Genomic DNA, 19,043 nt, shown 5'->3' on the forward strand with positions numbered 1-19,043 from the left:
ACTATTGAATATTCGGAATTACGGAGAGGTGGAACGATTTAGATGAAAATTCGGAGAAGTGGTCGGTTGGTAGACATGACACGTTACCTGCTGGATCATCCGCATCATCTAGTCTCATTGACGATCTTCGCAGAACGGTACAGCTCTGCGAAATCTTCGATCAGTGAAGATTTAGATATTGTCAGCGAAATGTTGGAGCATGAAGGAACAGGACGACTCGTCACGGTTCCGGGAGCCGCGGGAGGCGTCATGTTCATCCCTACATGGAGCAGCGCAAAGGCGTTGCCGTTTATCGATGAGTTATGTGAACGTGTCGCACGACCGGATCGTCTGTTACCGGGAGGCTACTTGTATTTGACGGACTTGCTCGGAGATCCGCGGATGGTGAAACAGATGGGACAAGTGTTTGCTTCTGTCTTCAGCCAAAAAAAAGTCGACGTCGTCATGACGATTGCGACAAAAGGAATCCCGCTTGCTTATGCCGTCGCCGAACAGTTGGGTGTACCGTTCGTCATCGTCCGCTCGGACAGCCGGGTGACGGAAGGTTCGACCGTCAGCATCAACTATGTTTCCGGCTCATCGAAAGCAATCCGGACGATGGCTCTTGCGAGACGCAGTTTACCGCGCGGTGCGAACGTCCTGCTGATTGACGATTTCATGAAAGCCGGCGGAACGATCCGGGGGATGATGAGTCTGCTGAGTGAGTTTGAAGCGAACGTAGCAGGTGTCGGTGTGTTGATCGAAGCAGAGGGTGCCGAGAAGAAGATGGTCAGTGAGTACGTCAGTCTGATGAAGCTTTCGGATGTTGATGTGGATCTTGGACAGATTCAAGTGAAACGGGGAAACGTCGACCAGTATTTCACAGACGTAGAAAATACCTGAATTTGACACACGATTTTTTTGTAACTATACTGTAATTATCAAACTTTTGGAAATTATGCGTGAAATGATTGGCAAAAGCTAAACCTTTGAATGTTTTAAGCCGTAAGTAGAAGTAGACAACGAAGAGTTGTGACAACGGTTATAAAAAGGGGTGCGGACAAAATGAATGTCACCGACGTCAAGATTCGTCGCGTCGTAGCAGAGGGTCGAATGAAAGCACTGGCTTCGATTACGCTTGACCACGAATTTGTGGTACATGATTTACGCGTGATTGAAGGGAACAGCGGTCTTTTCGTCGCGATGCCAAGCAAGCGGACACAGGAAGGCATCTTTCGTGATGTCGCCCATCCAATCAATGCATTAATGCGAAAAAAAGTCGAAGATTCAGTACTAGAAGCATACGCGATTCGTGAAGAAAACGGTGAGGCGTCAGAATTTGAACTGACGGCGCTCGAAGCAACCGATCCTTCCTAACGCGATTGACAGGTCTCCATCAATGGGAGAACCTGTCTTTTTTTGCGTGTTTTGTTGATTTCCGGTCTGTCCTGTCATTGATTCGTTGCGCCATTTTCGTTATAGTGGGAACGAGTGGACTATTTCAGAACGAAATCAACACTAATTTACATGGAGGAGCGACAAGGATGAATCATTTCGCGGTAATTCTAGCAGCGGGTAAAGGCACTCGGATGAAATCAAAGCTATATAAAGTACTTCACCCAGTAGCTGGGAAACCTATGGTACAACATGTCGTTGATCAATTGACGACACTCGGTGTCACGCGTCAAGTCGTCATCGTCGGTCACGGTGCAGAGTCTGTTAAAGAAGTGCTCGGCACATCGGTGGAATATGCACTTCAAAGCGAGCAGCTTGGCACGGGTCATGCTGTTCAAATGGCAGAACCTGTCCTTGGACAGGAGAAAGGCTCGACACTCGTCGTCTGCGGAGACACTCCCCTTTTGACAAGTGAGACGTTACAATCTCTCTTGCAACATCATGCAGAAACAGGCGCGAAAGTAACTGTTTTAACAGCGCATGCGGATGATGCGACGGGGTATGGACGAATCGTTCGTGGGGAAGACGGCAACGTCTCGAAAATCGTCGAGCACAAAGATGCGAACGCAGAAGAACTTCTCATTAAAGAAATCAATACCGGAACGTACGTATTTGACAATGAGATGTTATTCGCGGCTTTAAAAGAAGTTAAGAATGATAATGTCCAAGGTGAGTACTACTTACCGGATATCATCGAAATCGCAAAAGCAGACGGTGAAACGATTGCGGCCTATGCGGCAGCGACGTTTGAAGAAACGATTGGTGTCAATGACCGGGTTGCCCTGGCGCAGGCGGAAACGTCAATGCGGAAGCGGACGAATGAGCATTGGATGCGTCAAGGCGTTACGTTCATCGATCCGGCGTCTACGTATATCGGACCGGATGTCGTGATTGGTTCGGATACGGTCCTGTACCCGGGAACACAATTGCTTGGTAAAACGACGATTGGCTCAGAATGTATCATCGGACCAAATTCGGATATCCGTGACAGTGAAGTGGCTGATCAAGCCGTGGTGCGTCAATCAGTCGTAACCGACAGCCAAATTGGAGCAGCTGCACAAGTCGGTCCATTTGCGCACTTACGCCAACAGGCAGTTCTCGGAGCGAACACGCGCATCGGTAACTTCGTCGAAGTGAAGAAATCCACTTTTGGTGAAGGCAGCAAATCTGCTCACTTAAGTTACGTCGGTGATGCAACAATCGGCACGAACGTTAACTTAGGTTGCGGATCGATCACAGTGAATTATGATGGAACAAATAAATTCCAAACTGTCATTGAAGACGATGCGTTCATCGGTTGTAATGTCAATTTGATTGCACCGGTCACGGTCGGTAAAAATGCGCTTGTCGCAGCAGGATCAACCGTTACGGATGATGTTCCGGAAAACGGTCTTGCCATCGCACGGGAACGTCAAACAACTAAACCAGATTACCGTTAATTTTATTCGTTCATTATCTGTCGCTCTACTCGTCTAAACCCAAACAAATGGAGGCCACCTAACCATGTCTACTGTCTTAGAACATGAAATTCGTATTTTCGCACTTAACTCGAACAAACCACTGGCAGAGGAAATCGCTAAAGTCATCGGAATCCCTGTCAGCGAAAGTTCAGTCAAACACTTCAGTGACGGCGAAATTTCAATGAACATCGAAGAAAGCGTCCGTGGGGATGATATCTACATCATTCAATCGACAAGCCAACCGGTCAACGAAAACCTGATGGAGTTGCTCATCATGATCGATGCGTTAAAACGAGCTTCCGCACGGACGATCAACGTCGTTATTCCGTATTACGGCTATGCGCGTCAAGACCGTAAAGCACGTTCACGTGAGCCGATCACAGCGAAGCTTGTTGCGAACTTGCTTGAAGTTGCCGGTGCGACACGCGTCGTGACGATGGATCTCCATGCAGCTCAAATCCAAGGTTTCTTCGATATTCCAGTAGATCAATTAATGGGTGTTCCCCTGCTTGCTTCTTACTTCGAGAAGAAGAACATCGACCCGAACGAACTCGTCATCGTTTCTCCAGACCATGGCGGTGTGACACGGGCACGTAAATTAGCGGAACAATTAAAAGCACCAATCGCGATCATCGATAAGCGTCGTCCAAAACCAAACGTGGCGGAAGTCATGAACATCGTTGGCCAAGTCGACGGAAAAATCGCGATCATCATCGATGACATCATCGATACAGCAGGAACGATCACACTCGCTGCCAACGCTTTGATTGAAAACGGGGCGAAGCAAGTGTATGCCTGCTGTACACACCCGGTTCTGTCGGGTCCTGCGATGGAACGGATCGAAAACTCGGCGATTGAAGAACTCGTCGTCTTGAACACAATTGATTTGACGAAACGTGAATGTGCAAGCAAAATCAAACAAATCTCTGTCGCACGTTTGCTTGCAGAAGCAATCATCCGTGTCCATGAGCAAAAATCAATCAGCCCGCTCTTCAGCTGATTTCAAACAGATATGAACGCCAAGGTCCGGTTTTTAGAAATCGGACCCTTGTGCGTTGTTGTTTTTCCATCATCTGACGGATTGAAGGATCCGGCAGGAGAAAGCAGAGGAGGTGACGGTATGAAATGTATCGTCGGTTTAGGCAATCCAGGCGCCAAGTACGCCAATACACGCCATAATATCGGTTTTTTGGCAATCGATGCACTGGCCAAGGAACACGGAATAAAATTAACCGAGTCGAAGTTTAAAGCGGTCTTCGGAACGGGAATGATTAAAGGGGAGCGCGTGGTCCTCGTTAAACCATTGACGTATATGAACTTGTCGGGTGAAGCGGTCCGTCCGTTACTCGATTTTTATAAAATTGCGGTCGAAGACGTCCTTGTCATCTATGATGATCTGGATTTACCACTCGAGAAAATGCGTTTGCGTTCAAAAGGGAGTGCCGGAGGACATAACGGAGTCAAATCGTTGATCCAACATCTCGGTACACAAGACATTAAACGTTTAAAATTAGGCGTCGGCCGGCCACCGGCACCGATCCAAGTCATCGACTGGGTCTTGATGCCGTTCGCAAAATCAGAACAGGTGACGTTGCAACATGTGTTATCTGATTCGGTTCATATCGCAACCGATTTTATCGATACGCCGTTTTTGGCGTTGATGAATCGTTATAACTGAACAAAACGCTTTGGACATCCAAAGCGTTTTTGCTGTCGTCCTAGGAGGGAAAGTATGAAACAACTACAAAATCTGTTACTCGGTATTCCGGAGATTAAAACCGTCCGGGAACGGTTCCGTGACGGCGTTAATGCCCAACTGATCACAGGACTGATGAACAGCGGGAAAGCTTTGTTCGTCGCGAGTATTTATCAGGAAACAAAAAAACGGTTCGTCATCGTGACGCACAATATGTTCCAATCCCAAAAATTGTACGATGATCTGATTGAATTGGTCCCGGAACAAGACGTGATGTTATATCCGGTCGACGAGACACTCGCGGCCGAACTGTCTTACGGCGCGAGCCCGGAACTCCGGGCGACACGCATCGAGACGAGGCACCGTCTCCTGACGACGGATGACGGAATACTGATCATTCCGCTCGTCGGTCTGAGACGGTATGTCCCGACAGCGTCCGACTTTTTAGGGCATACGAAACGGATTAAACCCGGCGACATCTTGTCGATTCCGGATTTTATTCAAGAATTGGTTGATGCCGGATACGAACGGACCGCTACGGTCACGACGCCGGGCGAATTTGCGGTGCGCGGAAGCATCATTGATTTGTATCCGTTGACGGTGGAACGTCCGTATCGGTTGGACTTGTTTGATGAAGAAGTGGATTCGATCTATACGTTCGACGCGGAAACACAGCGTTCGCTTGGTGTCATCGCGGAAGCGTTAGTACCGCCTGCCGCCGAACATTTTGCGACCGGTGAAGGGTTGCGGACCGCCGGGGAACAGTTGCGCCGGTTGTATGACGTGACAAAGGAGCGGGTCCAAAGTACGGAAGTCTTGGCGGCGCTCGAAGAAGGCATCGCCTACGATGTCGAAGTGCTTGAAAGCGGCGAGCGACCAAAACAGCTTGCGAAATACGCACCAATGCTTTATCAAACGACGTTACTTGACGACATTAAAGATGCCGTCTTGATCGTCGATGAAATTGCCCGGATCGAAGAAGCGGCGGAAGTCCAGGATACGGAAGAAGCGGAATGGATGGCTTCCTTGATCGAACGGGGACAGAGTGTCAGTGAGTACACGTTAGCCGTTCCGATGATGAAGGTGTTTCAGCAACGGCAACTGTTGTATCTGTCCTTACTCCCGACACGCCGGAGCGGTGTTCCGGAGAGTGCCGCCATTCATTTCAGCATCAAACCGATTGCCCCGTTCCATGGTCAAATGGAGCGTCTGAAGCAAGAGGTCGATCGGTACGGTCGCGCGGATATGTGGATGGTCTTTTTAGCGAGTAACCGCGAACGGGCCGAACGGATGCGGCAGACATTATCCGATTATGGGGTCGAAGCGTCGTTGCATACGACAGAAGACGATATTCGCCGCGGGCATCCATCGATTCTGATCGGCGGCATCCACGGCGGATTCGAGATGACGAACGCACGCCTCGTCGTCATCACAGAAGAAGAAGTCTTTAAACAACCGGCACGGCGACGCAAACAAACGACCAAACTGACGAATGCCGAACGGATCAAAAGTTATCAGGAATTGAAAACCGGTGACTATGTCGTCCACATTCATCACGGGATTGGACGGTACCACGGGATTAAGACGATTGATGTCGCGGGGAACCATCAAGATTACCTGCATCTGATCTATGCCGGAGAGGACTCGTTGTACGTCCCGGTCGACCAGATTGATTTGATCCAAAAATATGTCGGGGCTGAAGGCAAAGAACCGAAAATCTACAAGCTGGGCGGAATGGAATGGAAAAAGGTCAAAGCCAAAGTCCAGAAATCCGTCGAAGACATCGCGGATGAGCTGATCAAATTGTATGCGGCACGCGAAGCAGCGGTCGGATTTGCTTTTCCGGAAGATGATGACAGCACGCAGGCATTCGAAGCCTCATTCCCATACGAAGAGACGGTCGACCAGTTGCGGTCGATCGAAGAAATCAAAAAAGACATGGAACGTTCCCGTCCGATGGACCGCCTGTTGTGCGGCGATGTCGGTTACGGAAAAACAGAAGTCGCGATTCGGGCGGCCTTCAAAGCCGTCATGGCCGGCAAACAAGTCGCCTTGCTTGTCCCGACTACCGTCCTTGCGCAACAGCATTACGAAACGATGCTCGAACGGTTCAGCGACTGGCCGATCAACGTGTCCGTCATGAGCCGTTTCCGCTCGGCGGCAGAGCTAAAAGCGACGAAAAAAGGATTGAAGGAAGGAACGGTTGATGTCGTCGTCGGCACACACCGTGTCTTATCCAAAGATGTACAGTTTGCCGATATCGGCTTGCTGATCATCGATGAAGAACAACGCTTCGGAGTGAAGCATAAAGAACGACTGAAACAGCTGAAAACGAATGTCGATGTCCTGACCTTAACGGCGACACCGATTCCACGGACACTGCATATGTCGATGATCGGTATTCGGGATTTGTCGGTGCTTGAGACACCACCGGAAAACCGCTATCCGGTTCAAACGTATGTGATGGAATATGACGGAATCGTCATGCGGGAAGCGTTGGAGCGTGAACTTGGTCGCGGCGGACAAGCCTTTTTCCTCTACAACCGGGTCGAAGGGATCGAACGCAAGGCAGAGGAAATCCGGGCACTCGTTCCGGAAGCACGTGTCGTGACGGCTCATGGCCGCATGACGGAAAGTGAACTCGAAAGTCAGCTCATTACCTTCTTTGAAGGGGACGCCGACGTCTTGGTCAGTACGACGATCATCGAGACCGGCATCGATATTCCGAACGTCAATACGTTGATTGTCAACGATGCGGATCAAATGGGGCTCTCCCAGTTGTATCAACTGCGGGGACGTGTCGGTCGGTCAAGCCGGGTCGCCTATTCCTACTTCACATACCGTCCGCAAAAACGGTTGACCGAGGTTGCGGAAAGCCGTCTGCAGGCGATCAAAGAGTTTACGGAACTCGGCAGTGGTTTTAAAATCGCGATGCGCGACTTATCGATTCGCGGGGCAGGGAACTTGCTCGGATCGCAACAATCAGGCTTCATCGATTCCGTCGGATTTGATTTGTATTCGCAAATGCTGTCGGAAGCGGTCGAAGAACGCAAAGAGCGGATGAAAGGAAAACGGAGAGTCCAAAAATTCGTACCGGACTTTACGTTCAGCCTGGATGCCTACATCCCAAGCCATTATATGGCCGACTCCGAATTGAAAATTGAATTCTATAAACGATTGAAGTATGTGGACACACCGGAAAGTCTCGAGTCGCTCGAGTCCGAGATGTTGGAACGGTTCGGGGAATTCCCGGTCGAAGTCGCCCGGTTGATTCAGTTGACACGGATGCGGATTTTTGCAGAGCGGGCACGGATCGAACGCGTCAAACAGACGGATCCGAAAATCGAAATCGTCCTTTCGGCACAAACGACTCAGTCGCTTGATGTCGCTGACTTCGTCAAATGGACGGTTCCGATCGGGCGTGGTCTCGGGATGGGACAAGAGGACGGGAAATTGGTGTTGACACTGAATCGCGGCAAACAAACGTTGCAGCAGACGACGGAGCAAGCGGAACGGTTGCTCGCTGAGATTGATCGCCGGATCCTGCAATGAGTAAACGAATGACCATTGCTCAGGGCGCAGCACTCCTGGCGATTTCGAGTTACGTCTCCAAACTGTTGAGCTTTTTCTATCGCATCCCGTATCAAAATATGGCGGGAGACGTCGGTCTGTATGTCTATCAGACCGTCTATCCGTTATTTGCGATTGCAGCAGCACTTGGTATTTATGCGTTGCCGGTCGTTGTCGCGAAGTTGACGTTACATCATCCGGAAGAGAAACGGGAAGTGTTATGGGCAATCTTTTTCGTCTTGTCCGGCATGTCGTTAATCCTCGGGACGCTCGGTTGGTGGATTGCTCCTGAAGTGGCCCGGTTATTTGGGGACGCACAACTGGTAGAACCGCTCCGGGCAGTTACGTTTACGTTTTACCTGTTGCCGGTCATCGCCGTCTTACGGGGGATGTTTCAGGCGGATCTTGAAATGCGGCCGACGGCGTTTTCACAAATCACGGAAAATGCTGTTCGTGTCTGCCTGCTGTTACTTGTGACCTACTACGGTGTCCAAGTCGGGGCGAATCCGTATCAGATCGGAGCATCGGCCCATATGACGGCACTCGGCGGCAGCGTTGCGTCGCTCATCTTACTGTTACGGTTCGCGAAAGGGCGGATTGGTCGCCCGGTCGTATCGAAACAGCATATCCGTCGTGTCGGACGGGTCCTGTTGACGAGCGGGATGGCGGTCAGCATTGCCTCGCTCGCATTGTTATTGATGCAGTTGATTGATGGCTTGACCTTTGTGAATCTGTTAGGCGATTCCATCGAAACAAAAATTGAAAAAGGGATATTCGACCGAGGTTATCCGTTGCTGCAGTTTGCGATTTTGTTTGCGACGTCAATCAGTCTCGCGAGTGTACCGACATTACTGTTAGAATATCGGAAGCGCAATGACACCGCGACGAAACATCATTTGGAGACGTTGTTGCGTTCCGGTCTGCTGATTGCGGCCGCAGCGACGGTCGGACTCGTCGGTGTGATGCGACCGTTAAATATCGCACTCTATCAGGATGACAATGGGACGATGGCGCTCAGTTGGCTTGCGGCAACCGGATTCACGGCGTCCCTGTCGATGATCATCGTCTCCTGTCTCCAATCGGTGGATGCGGAAAAGTATGCTTTTGCAGGTGTCATCGTTGGTCTGTCGGTTAAATTCGGGCTGAACATCTGGTTGATTCCGGCATATGGCATGATCGGTGCCGGGATGGCGACGTTCGGTGGATTTGCTGTCATGGCGGCAGCACAATTGATCTTATTGAACCGGAAGTTTGGTCGCGTGACGGCTGGTCGGGCGTTTTACATCAAGTTGATGAAAGCGGTCCTCCCGATGGCGATTTTCTTATATGTGATCGAACAACTCTTTCAGTTGTCCGGTTGGGAGAGTCGGATCGGAGCGACGATTGAGGTTGGATTGTTGGTCCTAGGTGGAGCCGTCGTCTTTTGTATCTTCGCGTTACGGATCGGTGTTTTGACCGAACGCGAGTGGGCGCTGTTGCCTTTTGGAGAGAAATTATATCGTATTCATCAACGTAGGGGGATTATATGACACATCAAATCACGGTCGTCGGCTTAGGCGTCGGCGAACTGGAACAATTACCGTTTGGCATCTACAAGTTACTCAAGGAAACGACATTACCCGTTTATTTGCGGACAGCGGATCATCCTGTCGTTTCAGAACTGATGGCAGAGGGAATAGAATTTACATCGTTTGATTTTATTTATGAGAAACACGACCGCTTTGAGTCGGTCTACAGTGAAATCGTCGCCAGCCTGTTTGAACAGGCCCGGACGGAATCTGTCATTTACGCTGTGCCCGGTCATCCGCTGGTCGCGGAAAGTACGGTTCAGCAACTGTTGAACCAATCGGACAACATCAAGATCGTCGGAGGACAAAGTTTTCTGGATCCAATGTTTGCCGCAGTGGGCGTCGATCCGATCGAAGGTTTTCAATTGCTGGATGCGACGGCGTTCGACATCGATGAAGCCCAAATCCGGCAACATCTGTTGATCGGACAAGTCTACGATCAGTTGGTCGCGGGTGATCTGAAAGTCATGCTGATGGAACGTTATCCCGACGAACATGACGTGACACTCGTCACGGCGGCCGGCACCAGCCGCGAACATGTCGTGACCGTCCCGTTGTATGAGTTGGATCATGTGACGACGCTCAGCAACTTGACAACGGTGTATGTACCACCCGTCACGGATCAAACGATTTTAAATCGAGATTTTACGACGCTCAAACAAATCATCGCCAGATTGCGTGGTGAAGGCGGCTGTCCGTGGGATCAAGAACAGACACACGAGTCGCTGAAAAAACATTTAATTGAAGAATCGTACGAATTACTGGAAGCAATCGACCTTCAGGACGATAACTTAATGATTGAAGAATTAGGCGACGTCTTGCTGCAAGTCATGCTTCATGCCCAAATCGGTTTGGATGAAGGCTATTTTGATGTGCGGGATGTCATCGGCAGTGTCAGCGAGAAGATGATCCGCCGGCATCCTCACGTCTTTGGAGATGTGAAAGTCGACTCGGCAACCGACGTCGTCAATAACTGGCAGGACATCAAAGCACAGGAAAAACCGGAACGAACCTCTCTCTTGGATGGTGTCACGAAGGGGGCTCCTGCCTTGATGCGGGCAGAACAGATTCAAAAGAAAGTCGCGAAGGTCGGCTTTGAATGGGAAACCGTCGCCGGGGCACTTGATAAAGTCCGGGAAGAGATTCAAGAACTGCAAGAGGCACCGGCGGAAGAGCAGTTAGGGGAATTTGGAGATATCCTGTTTTCGTTAGCGCTCGTCGGAAAATATATGGAGTTGTCGGCAGAAGATGCGTTACAGCAGACCAATGACAAATTCATCCGTCGTTTTACACGCATGGAACAATTGACGGACCGGCCGTTGACAGACTTGTCGCTCGCCGAACAAGATGCATTATGGAATCAATCAAAGCAGGAGGAACAGTCATGAGACTCGATAAATTTTTAAAGGTATCTCGTTTAATCAAACGCCGGACACTGGCAAAAGAAGTTGCCGATCAAGGTCGGATTACGATTAACGGACTTGTCGCCAAAGCGAGCAGCAACGTGGCGGTCGGAGACGAAATGACAATCCGGTTCGGAAACAAGATCGTCACCGTCCAAATCGACGGCATTAAGGAACACGCCAAAAAAGAAGATGCGTCGGAGATGTATCAAATCATTCGTGAAGAAAAAGTGAATTCCGAAGAATCGATGTAATTTGGTTGAAAAAGGAAGTATACTAGAGAGTGTCAGAGATGACCACTCGGATAAGGAGGGATGATATGCCAGCACCGTTGGAATCAGGGCGCGATACGCCGCCCAAGATCAAACCGCTTAATGACCGGAAAAAACAGTTGAGTCAAAATGCAATCGAAAACCGTTTACGTCTGAAGAGGCGCTTCTTAGTCTGTATGTCGATTTTTCTTATTGTCCTGTCCCTGATGGGGTGGTCATATATCGAAAAACAACAACTGATCGCTGAACAGAAGCAGTCGTTTCAGGTTGCGAACCAAGAACAGGCGAAAGCAGAAAAAGAAACAGTTCGTCTGAAAGAAGAGATTGAACGATTGAATGATAAGAAATATGTTGCGAACTTAGCGAGAAGTGAACTGCTGTACTCGAAAAAAGGCGAAACGATTTTCTATTTTTCACCGGAAGATTAAACGAAGGTTGTCGATTGATTGAAAAAATGTAGAATCACTCGTATAATAAGAAAGAATCAACTAAAAAGGAGCAATACAATTTATGTCGATTGAAGTAGGCAGCAAAGTACAAGGAAAAGTTACAGGCATCACCAATTTCGGCGCGTTCGTAGAATTACCGACGGGTAAGACAGGTCTTGTTCACATCAGTGAAGTAGCAGATTCTTACGTCAAAGATATCAATGATGTCTTGACAGTCGGACAAGAAATCACGGTTAAAGTGTTGAGTGTAGAGAACGACGGGAAGATTGGTCTTTCGATTAAGAAAGCAGTCGATCGTCCAGAAGGCGAACGTCCTCGTCCTCCAGCTCGTCAATTTGATCGCGGACCACGTCCGGCAGGTCAAGACCGTGGACCACGTCCGTTCGATAACAAAGGACCGCGTGGTGGAAGCGGCGGCGGTGGAAACCGTGGCGGCTTTAACAAAGGTGGCCGTGGCGCACCAGCTCCACGTAAAGAGCAAACGTTCGATACGTTGATGACTAGTTTCCTCAAAGATAGTGAAGATCGTCTTGCGACATTGAAACGACAAACCGATTCAAAACGTGGCGGACGCGGTGCTAAACGTCAATAACTTGCTGACCTGTTCTTTATAAGAATAGAGATGGAATGACGCTGTTCATTCCATCTTTTATTTTTTTGAAATTATTTTTATGAAAAGCGTTGACAATTATTTGACTCCACCGTATTATAGAAAATGTGCTTAAGACGCACGCGTTCAAAATATGGCGGTGTAGCTCAGCTGGCTAGAGCGTACGGTTCATACCCGTGAGGTCGTGGGTTCGACTCCCTCCGCCGCTACCATATTTTTTTGGCCCGTTGGTCAAGCGGTTAAGACACCGCCCTTTCACGGCGGTAACACGGGTTCGATTCCCGTACGGGTCATTCTGTAAAAAAGCTATCTCTATTATATAGAGGTAGCTTTTTTCGTTTAAGTCATTTATGGATCAAGGGGGACCAGGCATGGGATTCGAGATTAATCTTCCAAAGGAACCGTTGTTGGTTGCTGTTTCCGGCGGCTGTGATTCAATGGTGTTAGCCCATCTGTTGTATGAAGCAGGTCACGATATCATCATCGTTCATGTGCACCATGGACTTCGTGCCGAATCCGATGCAGAAGCACAATCGATTCAAGCCTGGTCGCAGGCACGCCAACTCGATTTTCGGATGACGCGTCTTGAATGGACAGACGAGACGGCGACTCAAGAGAAATGCCGCAGCAGACGGTATGCTTTTTTTCAAGAGGTGATGCGGGAGACTGGACGCGATCAGCTGGTCCTCGCCCATCACCGGGACGATCAACTGGAGACGTTATTGATTCAATTGCTCCGCGGGGAAGCGCATATCGACGGGATTCCAGTAGTCCGACCGTTTGCACACGGGCAGATCCACCGTCCGTTATTGACGTATACGAAGCAGCAGCTGTATGACTATGCGGCGGAACATCAAGTCGCGTGGCACGAAGATGCGACGAATGCGGAAACGAAGTACCTTCGCAATCAGATTCGGCATCAAGTAATGCCCGTGCTCGCTGCCTTACGTCCCGGTTATGAAGCCGCGACCGTTCGCGCTGCGATGCTGCGACATGAACAAAAACAAGAACATCTTGCCTATGTCGCGGCGCTCGTCAAAGACTGGGCGACGGAACAGGGACTTCCGCTGAAGAACGTTCTTCAACTCCCTTCCGACTTCAGACGTCTGGTCCTGCGTGTGCTCGTGCCGGACGCAGAACTCACACCGAACGATTACAATCGATTTTTGACACTGCTACGAGTAGATATGCCGTCCGGTGAAGTGTATTATGGAAACTGGAGGATACAGCGTACATATGGCTACTTGACATGTGTTCCCTGTCCTGTGAGACACTCTGTACCTGAACCGTTTGAAGTGGGGGAGCGTTTGGGTACCTATTATTATGGTGAACAAATGGTTAGGTTTTCCCGTGCGACCACCGGCATTCCGTTTTCGGCCATCAGATTCCCGTTAACGGTTCGACCACCGTTACCCGGGGATCGGATTCAACTGGCGGTCGGCACTAAAAAAGTCAGCCGAATTTTGATGGACGCTAAAGTTCCACGGACACTTCGAACACAAATCCCGGTCGTCGTGGATGCAACAGGGCAAGTTCTGGCAGTCATCGGACATCGAATTGCAATATTCGGGTCATTTGAACTCCTCGCAGAATCAGGTTTAATGATAGAATGGTAATGTAGTGTTTAAAATGGAGGAGGAATACCTAGCATGACCTTAATGAATGATATGGAAAAAGTACTGATTTCGGAAGAAGAGATCCAACATAAAGTCGGTGAACTCGCGGGTGAACTGACAGCGGATTATGGAGATCGTTTCCCACTGCTTGTCTGTGTATTAAAAGGCGCAATGCCGTTCATGTCTGATCTCGTCAAAAAGATGGACATGCATCTTGAAATGGACTTCATGGATGTGTCGACTTACCACGGTGGGACGACATCGACAGGGGAAGTCAAGATCGAGAAGGATTTAAACACATCAGTAGAAGGACGTGACATCCTGATTGTCGAAGATATCATCGACAGCGGATTAACATTAGGGTATCTCGTGGACCTCTTCAAATACCGGAAAGCAAAGTCGGTTAAAATCGTGACGTTGCTGGATAAGCCGAGTGGTCGTAAAAACGATTTACACGCCGACTACAGCGGTTTCGTCATTCCACATGAGTTCGTTGTCGGTTACGGTCTTGACTATGAAGAAAAGTATCGGAACCTTCCTTATGTTGGAGTATTGAAGCCAGCAGTCTACGGCGGCTAATTATTTTTAATCTTGACTGTCACATGATAAGATGAAACCAATTACAAAGCGCGCTTTGCCGCGTTAGGATTCGTATCGATTGAGTAAATTTAATCAGTTGGTGCGGAGAGGAGGCCTACGATGAACCGAGCAGTGAAGAATACCCTCGTGTTTGGGGTCATTTTTCTAGCTTTGATCTTGTTTCTGCAATACTTGCAGAGTCCAGTGAACAAAAGCAAAGAAATCAATTACACACAGTTTGTCGAGTCTGTTGAAAAAGGTGATGTGAAGACGGCGACGTTCCAGTATGAGGGACAGACGTACAATGTCACAGGTGAATTACGTGAAAAAGATACGACATATGAAACGGTCGTACCAGCTGTTGATACAGAACTGACGGATTTGTATACGCAATTGCGCAGCCAAAACGTCAAGATGGAATTTAAGGCGGCGGAAACAAACGGTGGTTGGATTGCACTGTTCACGACAATCATTCCGTTTATCATCATCTTCATCCTGTTCTTCTTCTTGATTAATCAAGCACAAGGTGGCGGCGGCGGTGGCCGTGTCATGAACTTCGGGAAATCGAAGGCGCGCCTGTATGATACAGAAAAGAAAAAGATTACGTTTGACGATGTCGCCGGAGCGGATGAGGAGAAACAAGAACTCGTTGAGGTTGTTGAATTCTTGAAAGATCCACGCAAGTTTGCCCGTCTCGGTGCCCGTATTCCTAAAGGTGTCCTCCTTGTAGGTCCTCCAGGTACAGGTAAAACATTGCTTGCCCGTGCAGCAGCTGGTGAAGCCGGCGTACCGTTCTTCTCGATTTCAGGTTCTGACTTCGTTGAGATGTTTGTCGGTGTCGGTGCATCACGTGTACGTGACTTGTTTGAAAATGCGAAGAAAAACGCCCCATGTATCATCTTCATCGATGAGATCGATGCGGTTGGTCGTCAACGTGGAGCCGGTCTTGGCGGCGGACATGATGAGCGCGAACAAACATTGAACCAACTTCTCGTCGAGATGGATGGATTCAGTGAAAACGAAGGTATCATCATGATCGCAGCAACAAACCGTGCGGATATCTTGGACCCAGCTTTACTCCGTCCAGGTCGTTTTGACCGTCAAATCACGGTTGAGCGTCCAGATGTCGTCGGACGTGAAGCAGTTCTTAAAGTACACGCACGCAACAAGCCACTCGATACGACAGTTGATTTGAAAGCCATCGCGCAACGTACACCAGGTTTCTCAGGTGCAGATCTTGAAAACCTGTTGAACGAAGCGGCACTTATCGCAGCCCGTACAGACCGTGATAAGATTTCAATCGTTGATTTGGAAGAAGCGATCGACCGCGTCATCGCAGGTCCTGCGAAGAAGAGTCGGATCATTTCACCGAAAGAGAAAAAAATTGTGGCATGGCACGAAGCGGGTCATACCATCATCGGTGTCACACTCGATGATGCGGATGAAGTGCATAAGGTAACGATCGTTCCTCGTGGTAATGCAGGCGGTTACGTCATCATGCTTCCAAAAGAGGATCGTTACTTCATGACGAAACCGGAACTTGAAGACAAAATCACCGGATTACTTGGTGGTCGTGTCGCGGAAGATGTCGTCTTTGGTGAAGCTTCCACTGGCGCAAGCAATGACTTCCAACGTGCGACAGGACTTGCCCGTAAGATGGTCATGGAGTTTGGGATGAGTGAAAAACTCGGACCGCTTCAGTTTGGTTCCGGTCAAGGTGGAAATGTCTTCTTAGGACGTGACTTCCAAAACGAACAGAACTACTCAGATGCGATTGCCCATGAAATCGACATGGAAATTCAAGCGATCATCAACCGTTGTTACCAAAAGGCGAAGACGATCTTGACGGAGAAACGCGATCAGCTTGATTTGATTGCGACGACGTTACTTGAAGTCGAAACACTGGATCAAAAACAAATTCACCATCTCTTAGAGACAGGCGAATATAAAAAACATGAGCCTGCGGCCATTACAGAACCGAAAGCAGACGAGAAAACGCCGGAATCGACGACACCTGTCATCGATCAACCGACAGAATCTCCAACGCAACGCGGCTCTGTCATCGACGAAGGACAAAATGTCGATACGGAAAAATCAGGTCAACCACGTCGGGATGATCAAATCTGATTTTCTATCTTCCCGGTCTAATCGACCGGGGTGACGATAGGAATAAGACGGATGATTCGTTCGAGCGAGAGGTCAGCATTCCCAACCGGGGTGCTGACCTTTTTTTGTGGAAGTACCAAGCCGCAGTGCGCACTTCGATAGGTGATGCCTAAACTGCGTGGTATAATCACAACGTATAGAATCAGTTATCGTCAGAGAAAAGTGGGGAATCAGATGATTTTAGTAATCGATGTAGGAAATACGAATATCGTACTTGGAGTATATGACGAACAAACACTTGTCGAGCATTGGCGGATTGCGACGGACCGGACGCGGACGACCGATGAATATGGGATGTTGGTGAAAGCCCTGTTTCGAGATGCAGAGTTAAACGTGGAAGATATTGAGGGAATCGTGTTATCATCTGTCGTACCCCCTGTCGTGTTTCCGCTTGAAAACATGTGCGTCCGTTATTTCAACCGGCGCCCATTCGTAATCGGGCCTGGAATCAAGACAGGACTTGACCTGAAAGTCGACAATCCAAGAGAAGTGGGAGCCGACCGGATCGTCAATGCCGTCGCAGCGACGGTCAAATATGATGGTCCTTTGATCATCGTTGATTTTGGAACGGCAACGACCTATTGTTATATCGATGCAAAAAAACGCTATTACGGTGGAATCATTTCACCGGGTGTCATGGTGTCGACAGAAGCACTTTATAATAAGGCGGCTAAATTACCGCGGATTGAAATTGCCAAACCGCAGTCAACGATTGGCCGCAATACCGTACATGCGATGCAGTCCGGAACGTATTTCGGATACGTCGCGCAAGTCGATGGACTCGTCCATCGGATGAAAGAAGAAATGGGAGAGGCAACTGTCATTGCGACAGGTGGACTCGCCCGACTAATCAGTGAGGAATCTGCAACGATTAAAATCGTCGATCCATTTTTGACGCTTGACGGGTTGCGGATTATCTACGAACGAAATAAGTGAGGGAAAACGAATGAAACGTGAAGAATTATTAGCACAATTAAAAGATGATTATTTGGTAAGAGCATTAGGGTTTAACGGAGAAGTCCGTGCCTTTGCAATCCGTTCAACAAAAACGGTGTACGAAGCACAACTCCGTCATCAGACGACACCGGTCGTCACGGCAGCACTCGGTCGGACATTGACGATCGGTGCCATGATGGGAACGATGCAAAAAGGCGATACCCGTGTCACATTAAAAGTCGAAGGTGATGGTCCAATCGGAAAAATCATCGTCGATGCCGATGCAAAAGGACAAGTGCGGGGATATGTCAGCCACCCGCGTGTCGAGATGGATACGTACGTCAACAGTGATGGTTTGACAAAATTAAAGGTTGGCGATGCGGTCGGCCGCGGAAATATTTCCGTCATCAAAGATTTAGGTCTACGTGATTTCGTCGGTGGTCAGTCTCCGATTCAGACAGGTGAAATCAGTGAAGACTTTACGTATTACTTCGCCGTGTCGGAGCAAAGTCCGTCTGTCGTTGGAGCGGGTGTTCTTGTTTATCCGGAAGATGAGTCGGTCATCGCAGCGGGCGGCTTGATTGTTCAATTGATGCCGGGTGCATCGGAAGAAACGATTGCGGCACTTGAACAACGTGTTGCGGCGTTAAAACCGATCTCGATTCTTGTCGGTGAAGAAAAAACACCGGAAGAGATGTTGAGTCTTGTACTGGGTGAAACGTTTGAAGTGCTGGATACGATTCCGGTTGCGTTCAACTGTACGTGCGAACGTGAAAAGTTAGCAACTGCAATCGTCGCACTAGGACCTGATGAGATTCAAGCGATGATTGACGAAGATGGTGGCGCGGAAGCCGTTTGCCACTTCTGTTCGGAACATTACCAATACGATGTCGAAGAATTACAATCACTTCGCGAAAAATCACTCGAAAGAGCATAAGAGGGTCTGAAAATGGGAACTGTAAACTCTAAGTACTTGTGGATGTTGATTTTCATTTTGTTGCTGACGAATTTTATGACGGGTGCGTATGCATTCATGGGCGAATTGCCGAAAGTCGATTCACCGAAGATTGTCCAGGATAGTATCGGCGGACCGCTTGAGGATGTCGTCGCGTCGGTCGGAGATGAAGAGATTACGCGTGCCGACCTGTATCAAGAGATGCGTAAGGGGCATGAAAAAGAAACCCTCGACCGTCTGATTCAGGAAGCAGTCGAAAAACAGTCGGAAAACGGATCGAAGCCGACAGTAAAGCGCTTTGATTGACAATTTTCATCCAGTCCGTGGAT

17 protein-coding genes and 2 tRNA genes are annotated in these 19,043 nt (G+C 49.0%); all 19 read left to right on the forward strand.

From position 1 onward, the window contains the following. Positions 1-42 precede the first annotated feature (42 nt). The 19 genes from purR to AC3IRK_RS00410 all read left to right on the forward strand — a co-directional run bounded on the left by purR (position 43) and on the right by AC3IRK_RS00410 (position 19,020). A complete protein-coding gene (gene purR, locus AC3IRK_RS00320; protein ID WP_114597435.1) occupies positions 43-882 on the forward strand; it encodes a pur operon repressor in 840 nt (279 codons plus the stop codon). A 162-nt stretch (positions 883-1,044) separates the two neighbouring features. Then, a complete protein-coding gene (gene spoVG, locus AC3IRK_RS00325; protein WP_131504491.1) occupies positions 1,045-1,356 on the forward strand; it encodes a septation regulator SpoVG in 312 nt (103 codons plus the stop codon). 167 nt (positions 1,357-1,523) lie between these two features. After that, positions 1,524-2,873: a bifunctional UDP-N-acetylglucosamine diphosphorylase/glucosamine-1-phosphate N-acetyltransferase GlmU gene (gene glmU, locus AC3IRK_RS00330; protein ID WP_489170238.1), complete on the forward strand. Its 1,350-nt coding sequence runs from the start codon at positions 1,524-1,526 to the stop codon at positions 2,871-2,873. 64 nt (positions 2,874-2,937) lie between these two features. Then, positions 2,938-3,894, forward strand: a complete 957-nt coding sequence (locus AC3IRK_RS00335; protein ID WP_014969100.1) for a ribose-phosphate diphosphokinase — start codon at positions 2,938-2,940, stop codon at positions 3,892-3,894. Positions 3,895-4,014: 120 nt separating this feature from the next. Then, positions 4,015-4,572: an aminoacyl-tRNA hydrolase gene (gene pth, locus AC3IRK_RS00340; RefSeq protein ID WP_026831550.1), complete on the forward strand. Its 558-nt coding sequence runs from the start codon at positions 4,015-4,017 to the stop codon at positions 4,570-4,572. Between the two features lie 54 nt (positions 4,573-4,626). Continuing rightward, positions 4,627-8,142, forward strand: coding sequence for a transcription-repair coupling factor (mfd, locus tag AC3IRK_RS00345; protein ID WP_489170239.1), 3,516 nt, complete (start codon positions 4,627-4,629; stop codon positions 8,140-8,142). Positions 8,143-8,150: 8 nt separating this feature from the next. Beyond that, positions 8,151-9,689 carry a polysaccharide biosynthesis protein gene (locus tag AC3IRK_RS00350; RefSeq protein ID WP_489170240.1) on the forward strand — a complete coding sequence of 513 codons (1,539 nt, stop codon included), beginning with the start codon at positions 8,151-8,153 and terminating at the stop codon, positions 9,687-9,689. Next, on the forward strand, positions 9,686-11,116 hold the full coding sequence (yabN, locus tag AC3IRK_RS00355) for a bifunctional methyltransferase/pyrophosphohydrolase YabN (RefSeq protein WP_489170241.1): 1,431 nt from the start codon (positions 9,686-9,688) through the stop codon (positions 11,114-11,116). The genes AC3IRK_RS00350 and yabN overlap by 4 nt, the downstream gene beginning before the upstream one ends. Next, the gene (locus AC3IRK_RS00360) at positions 11,113-11,385 is read left to right on the forward strand and encodes an RNA-binding S4 domain-containing protein (RefSeq protein WP_028105324.1); all 273 of its coding nucleotides are present in this window, start codon (positions 11,113-11,115) and stop codon (positions 11,383-11,385) included. Before yabN ends, AC3IRK_RS00360 begins: the two co-directional genes overlap by 4 nt. 65 nt (positions 11,386-11,450) lie before the next feature. Further along, positions 11,451-11,831 (forward strand): FtsB family cell division protein, encoded by a 381-nt coding sequence (locus AC3IRK_RS00365; protein WP_114597442.1) that lies wholly within the window; start codon positions 11,451-11,453, stop codon positions 11,829-11,831. An 82-nt stretch (positions 11,832-11,913) separates the two neighbouring features. Further along, positions 11,914-12,444, forward strand: a complete 531-nt coding sequence (locus AC3IRK_RS00370) for a S1 domain-containing RNA-binding protein (protein ID WP_014969107.1) — start codon at positions 11,914-11,916, stop codon at positions 12,442-12,444. A gap of 153 nt (positions 12,445-12,597) precedes the next feature. Then, positions 12,598-12,674, forward strand: a tRNA-Met gene (locus AC3IRK_RS00375). A gap of 9 nt (positions 12,675-12,683) precedes the next feature. Next, a tRNA-Glu gene (locus AC3IRK_RS00380) sits at positions 12,684-12,755 on the forward strand. 78 nt (positions 12,756-12,833) lie between these two features. After that, positions 12,834-14,078, forward strand: coding sequence for a tRNA lysidine(34) synthetase TilS (gene tilS, locus AC3IRK_RS00385; RefSeq protein WP_489170242.1), 1,245 nt, complete (start codon positions 12,834-12,836; stop codon positions 14,076-14,078). Positions 14,079-14,111: 33 nt separating this feature from the next. Next, on the forward strand, positions 14,112-14,657 hold the full coding sequence (gene hpt, locus AC3IRK_RS00390) for a hypoxanthine phosphoribosyltransferase (protein ID WP_012368964.1): 546 nt from the start codon (positions 14,112-14,114) through the stop codon (positions 14,655-14,657). Positions 14,658-14,777: 120 nt separating this feature from the next. Further along, positions 14,778-16,784, forward strand: coding sequence for an ATP-dependent zinc metalloprotease FtsH (ftsH, locus tag AC3IRK_RS00395; RefSeq protein ID WP_489170243.1), 2,007 nt, complete (start codon positions 14,778-14,780; stop codon positions 16,782-16,784). Between the two features lie 213 nt (positions 16,785-16,997). Beyond that, the gene (locus AC3IRK_RS00400) at positions 16,998-17,759 is read left to right on the forward strand and encodes a type III pantothenate kinase (RefSeq protein ID WP_131504484.1); all 762 of its coding nucleotides are present in this window, start codon (positions 16,998-17,000) and stop codon (positions 17,757-17,759) included. Positions 17,760-17,769: 10 nt separating this feature from the next. Beyond that, complete coding sequence (gene hslO, locus AC3IRK_RS00405) at positions 17,770-18,696, forward strand: Hsp33 family molecular chaperone HslO (protein ID WP_114597445.1); 927 nt, start codon at positions 17,770-17,772, stop codon at positions 18,694-18,696. 12 nt (positions 18,697-18,708) lie between these two features. Then, the gene (locus AC3IRK_RS00410; RefSeq protein WP_131504483.1) at positions 18,709-19,020 is read left to right on the forward strand and encodes a SurA N-terminal domain-containing protein; all 312 of its coding nucleotides are present in this window, start codon (positions 18,709-18,711) and stop codon (positions 19,018-19,020) included. Positions 19,021-19,043 lie beyond the last annotated feature (23 nt).

It is taken from the genome of Exiguobacterium sp. GL_137, from assembly GCF_057834585.1.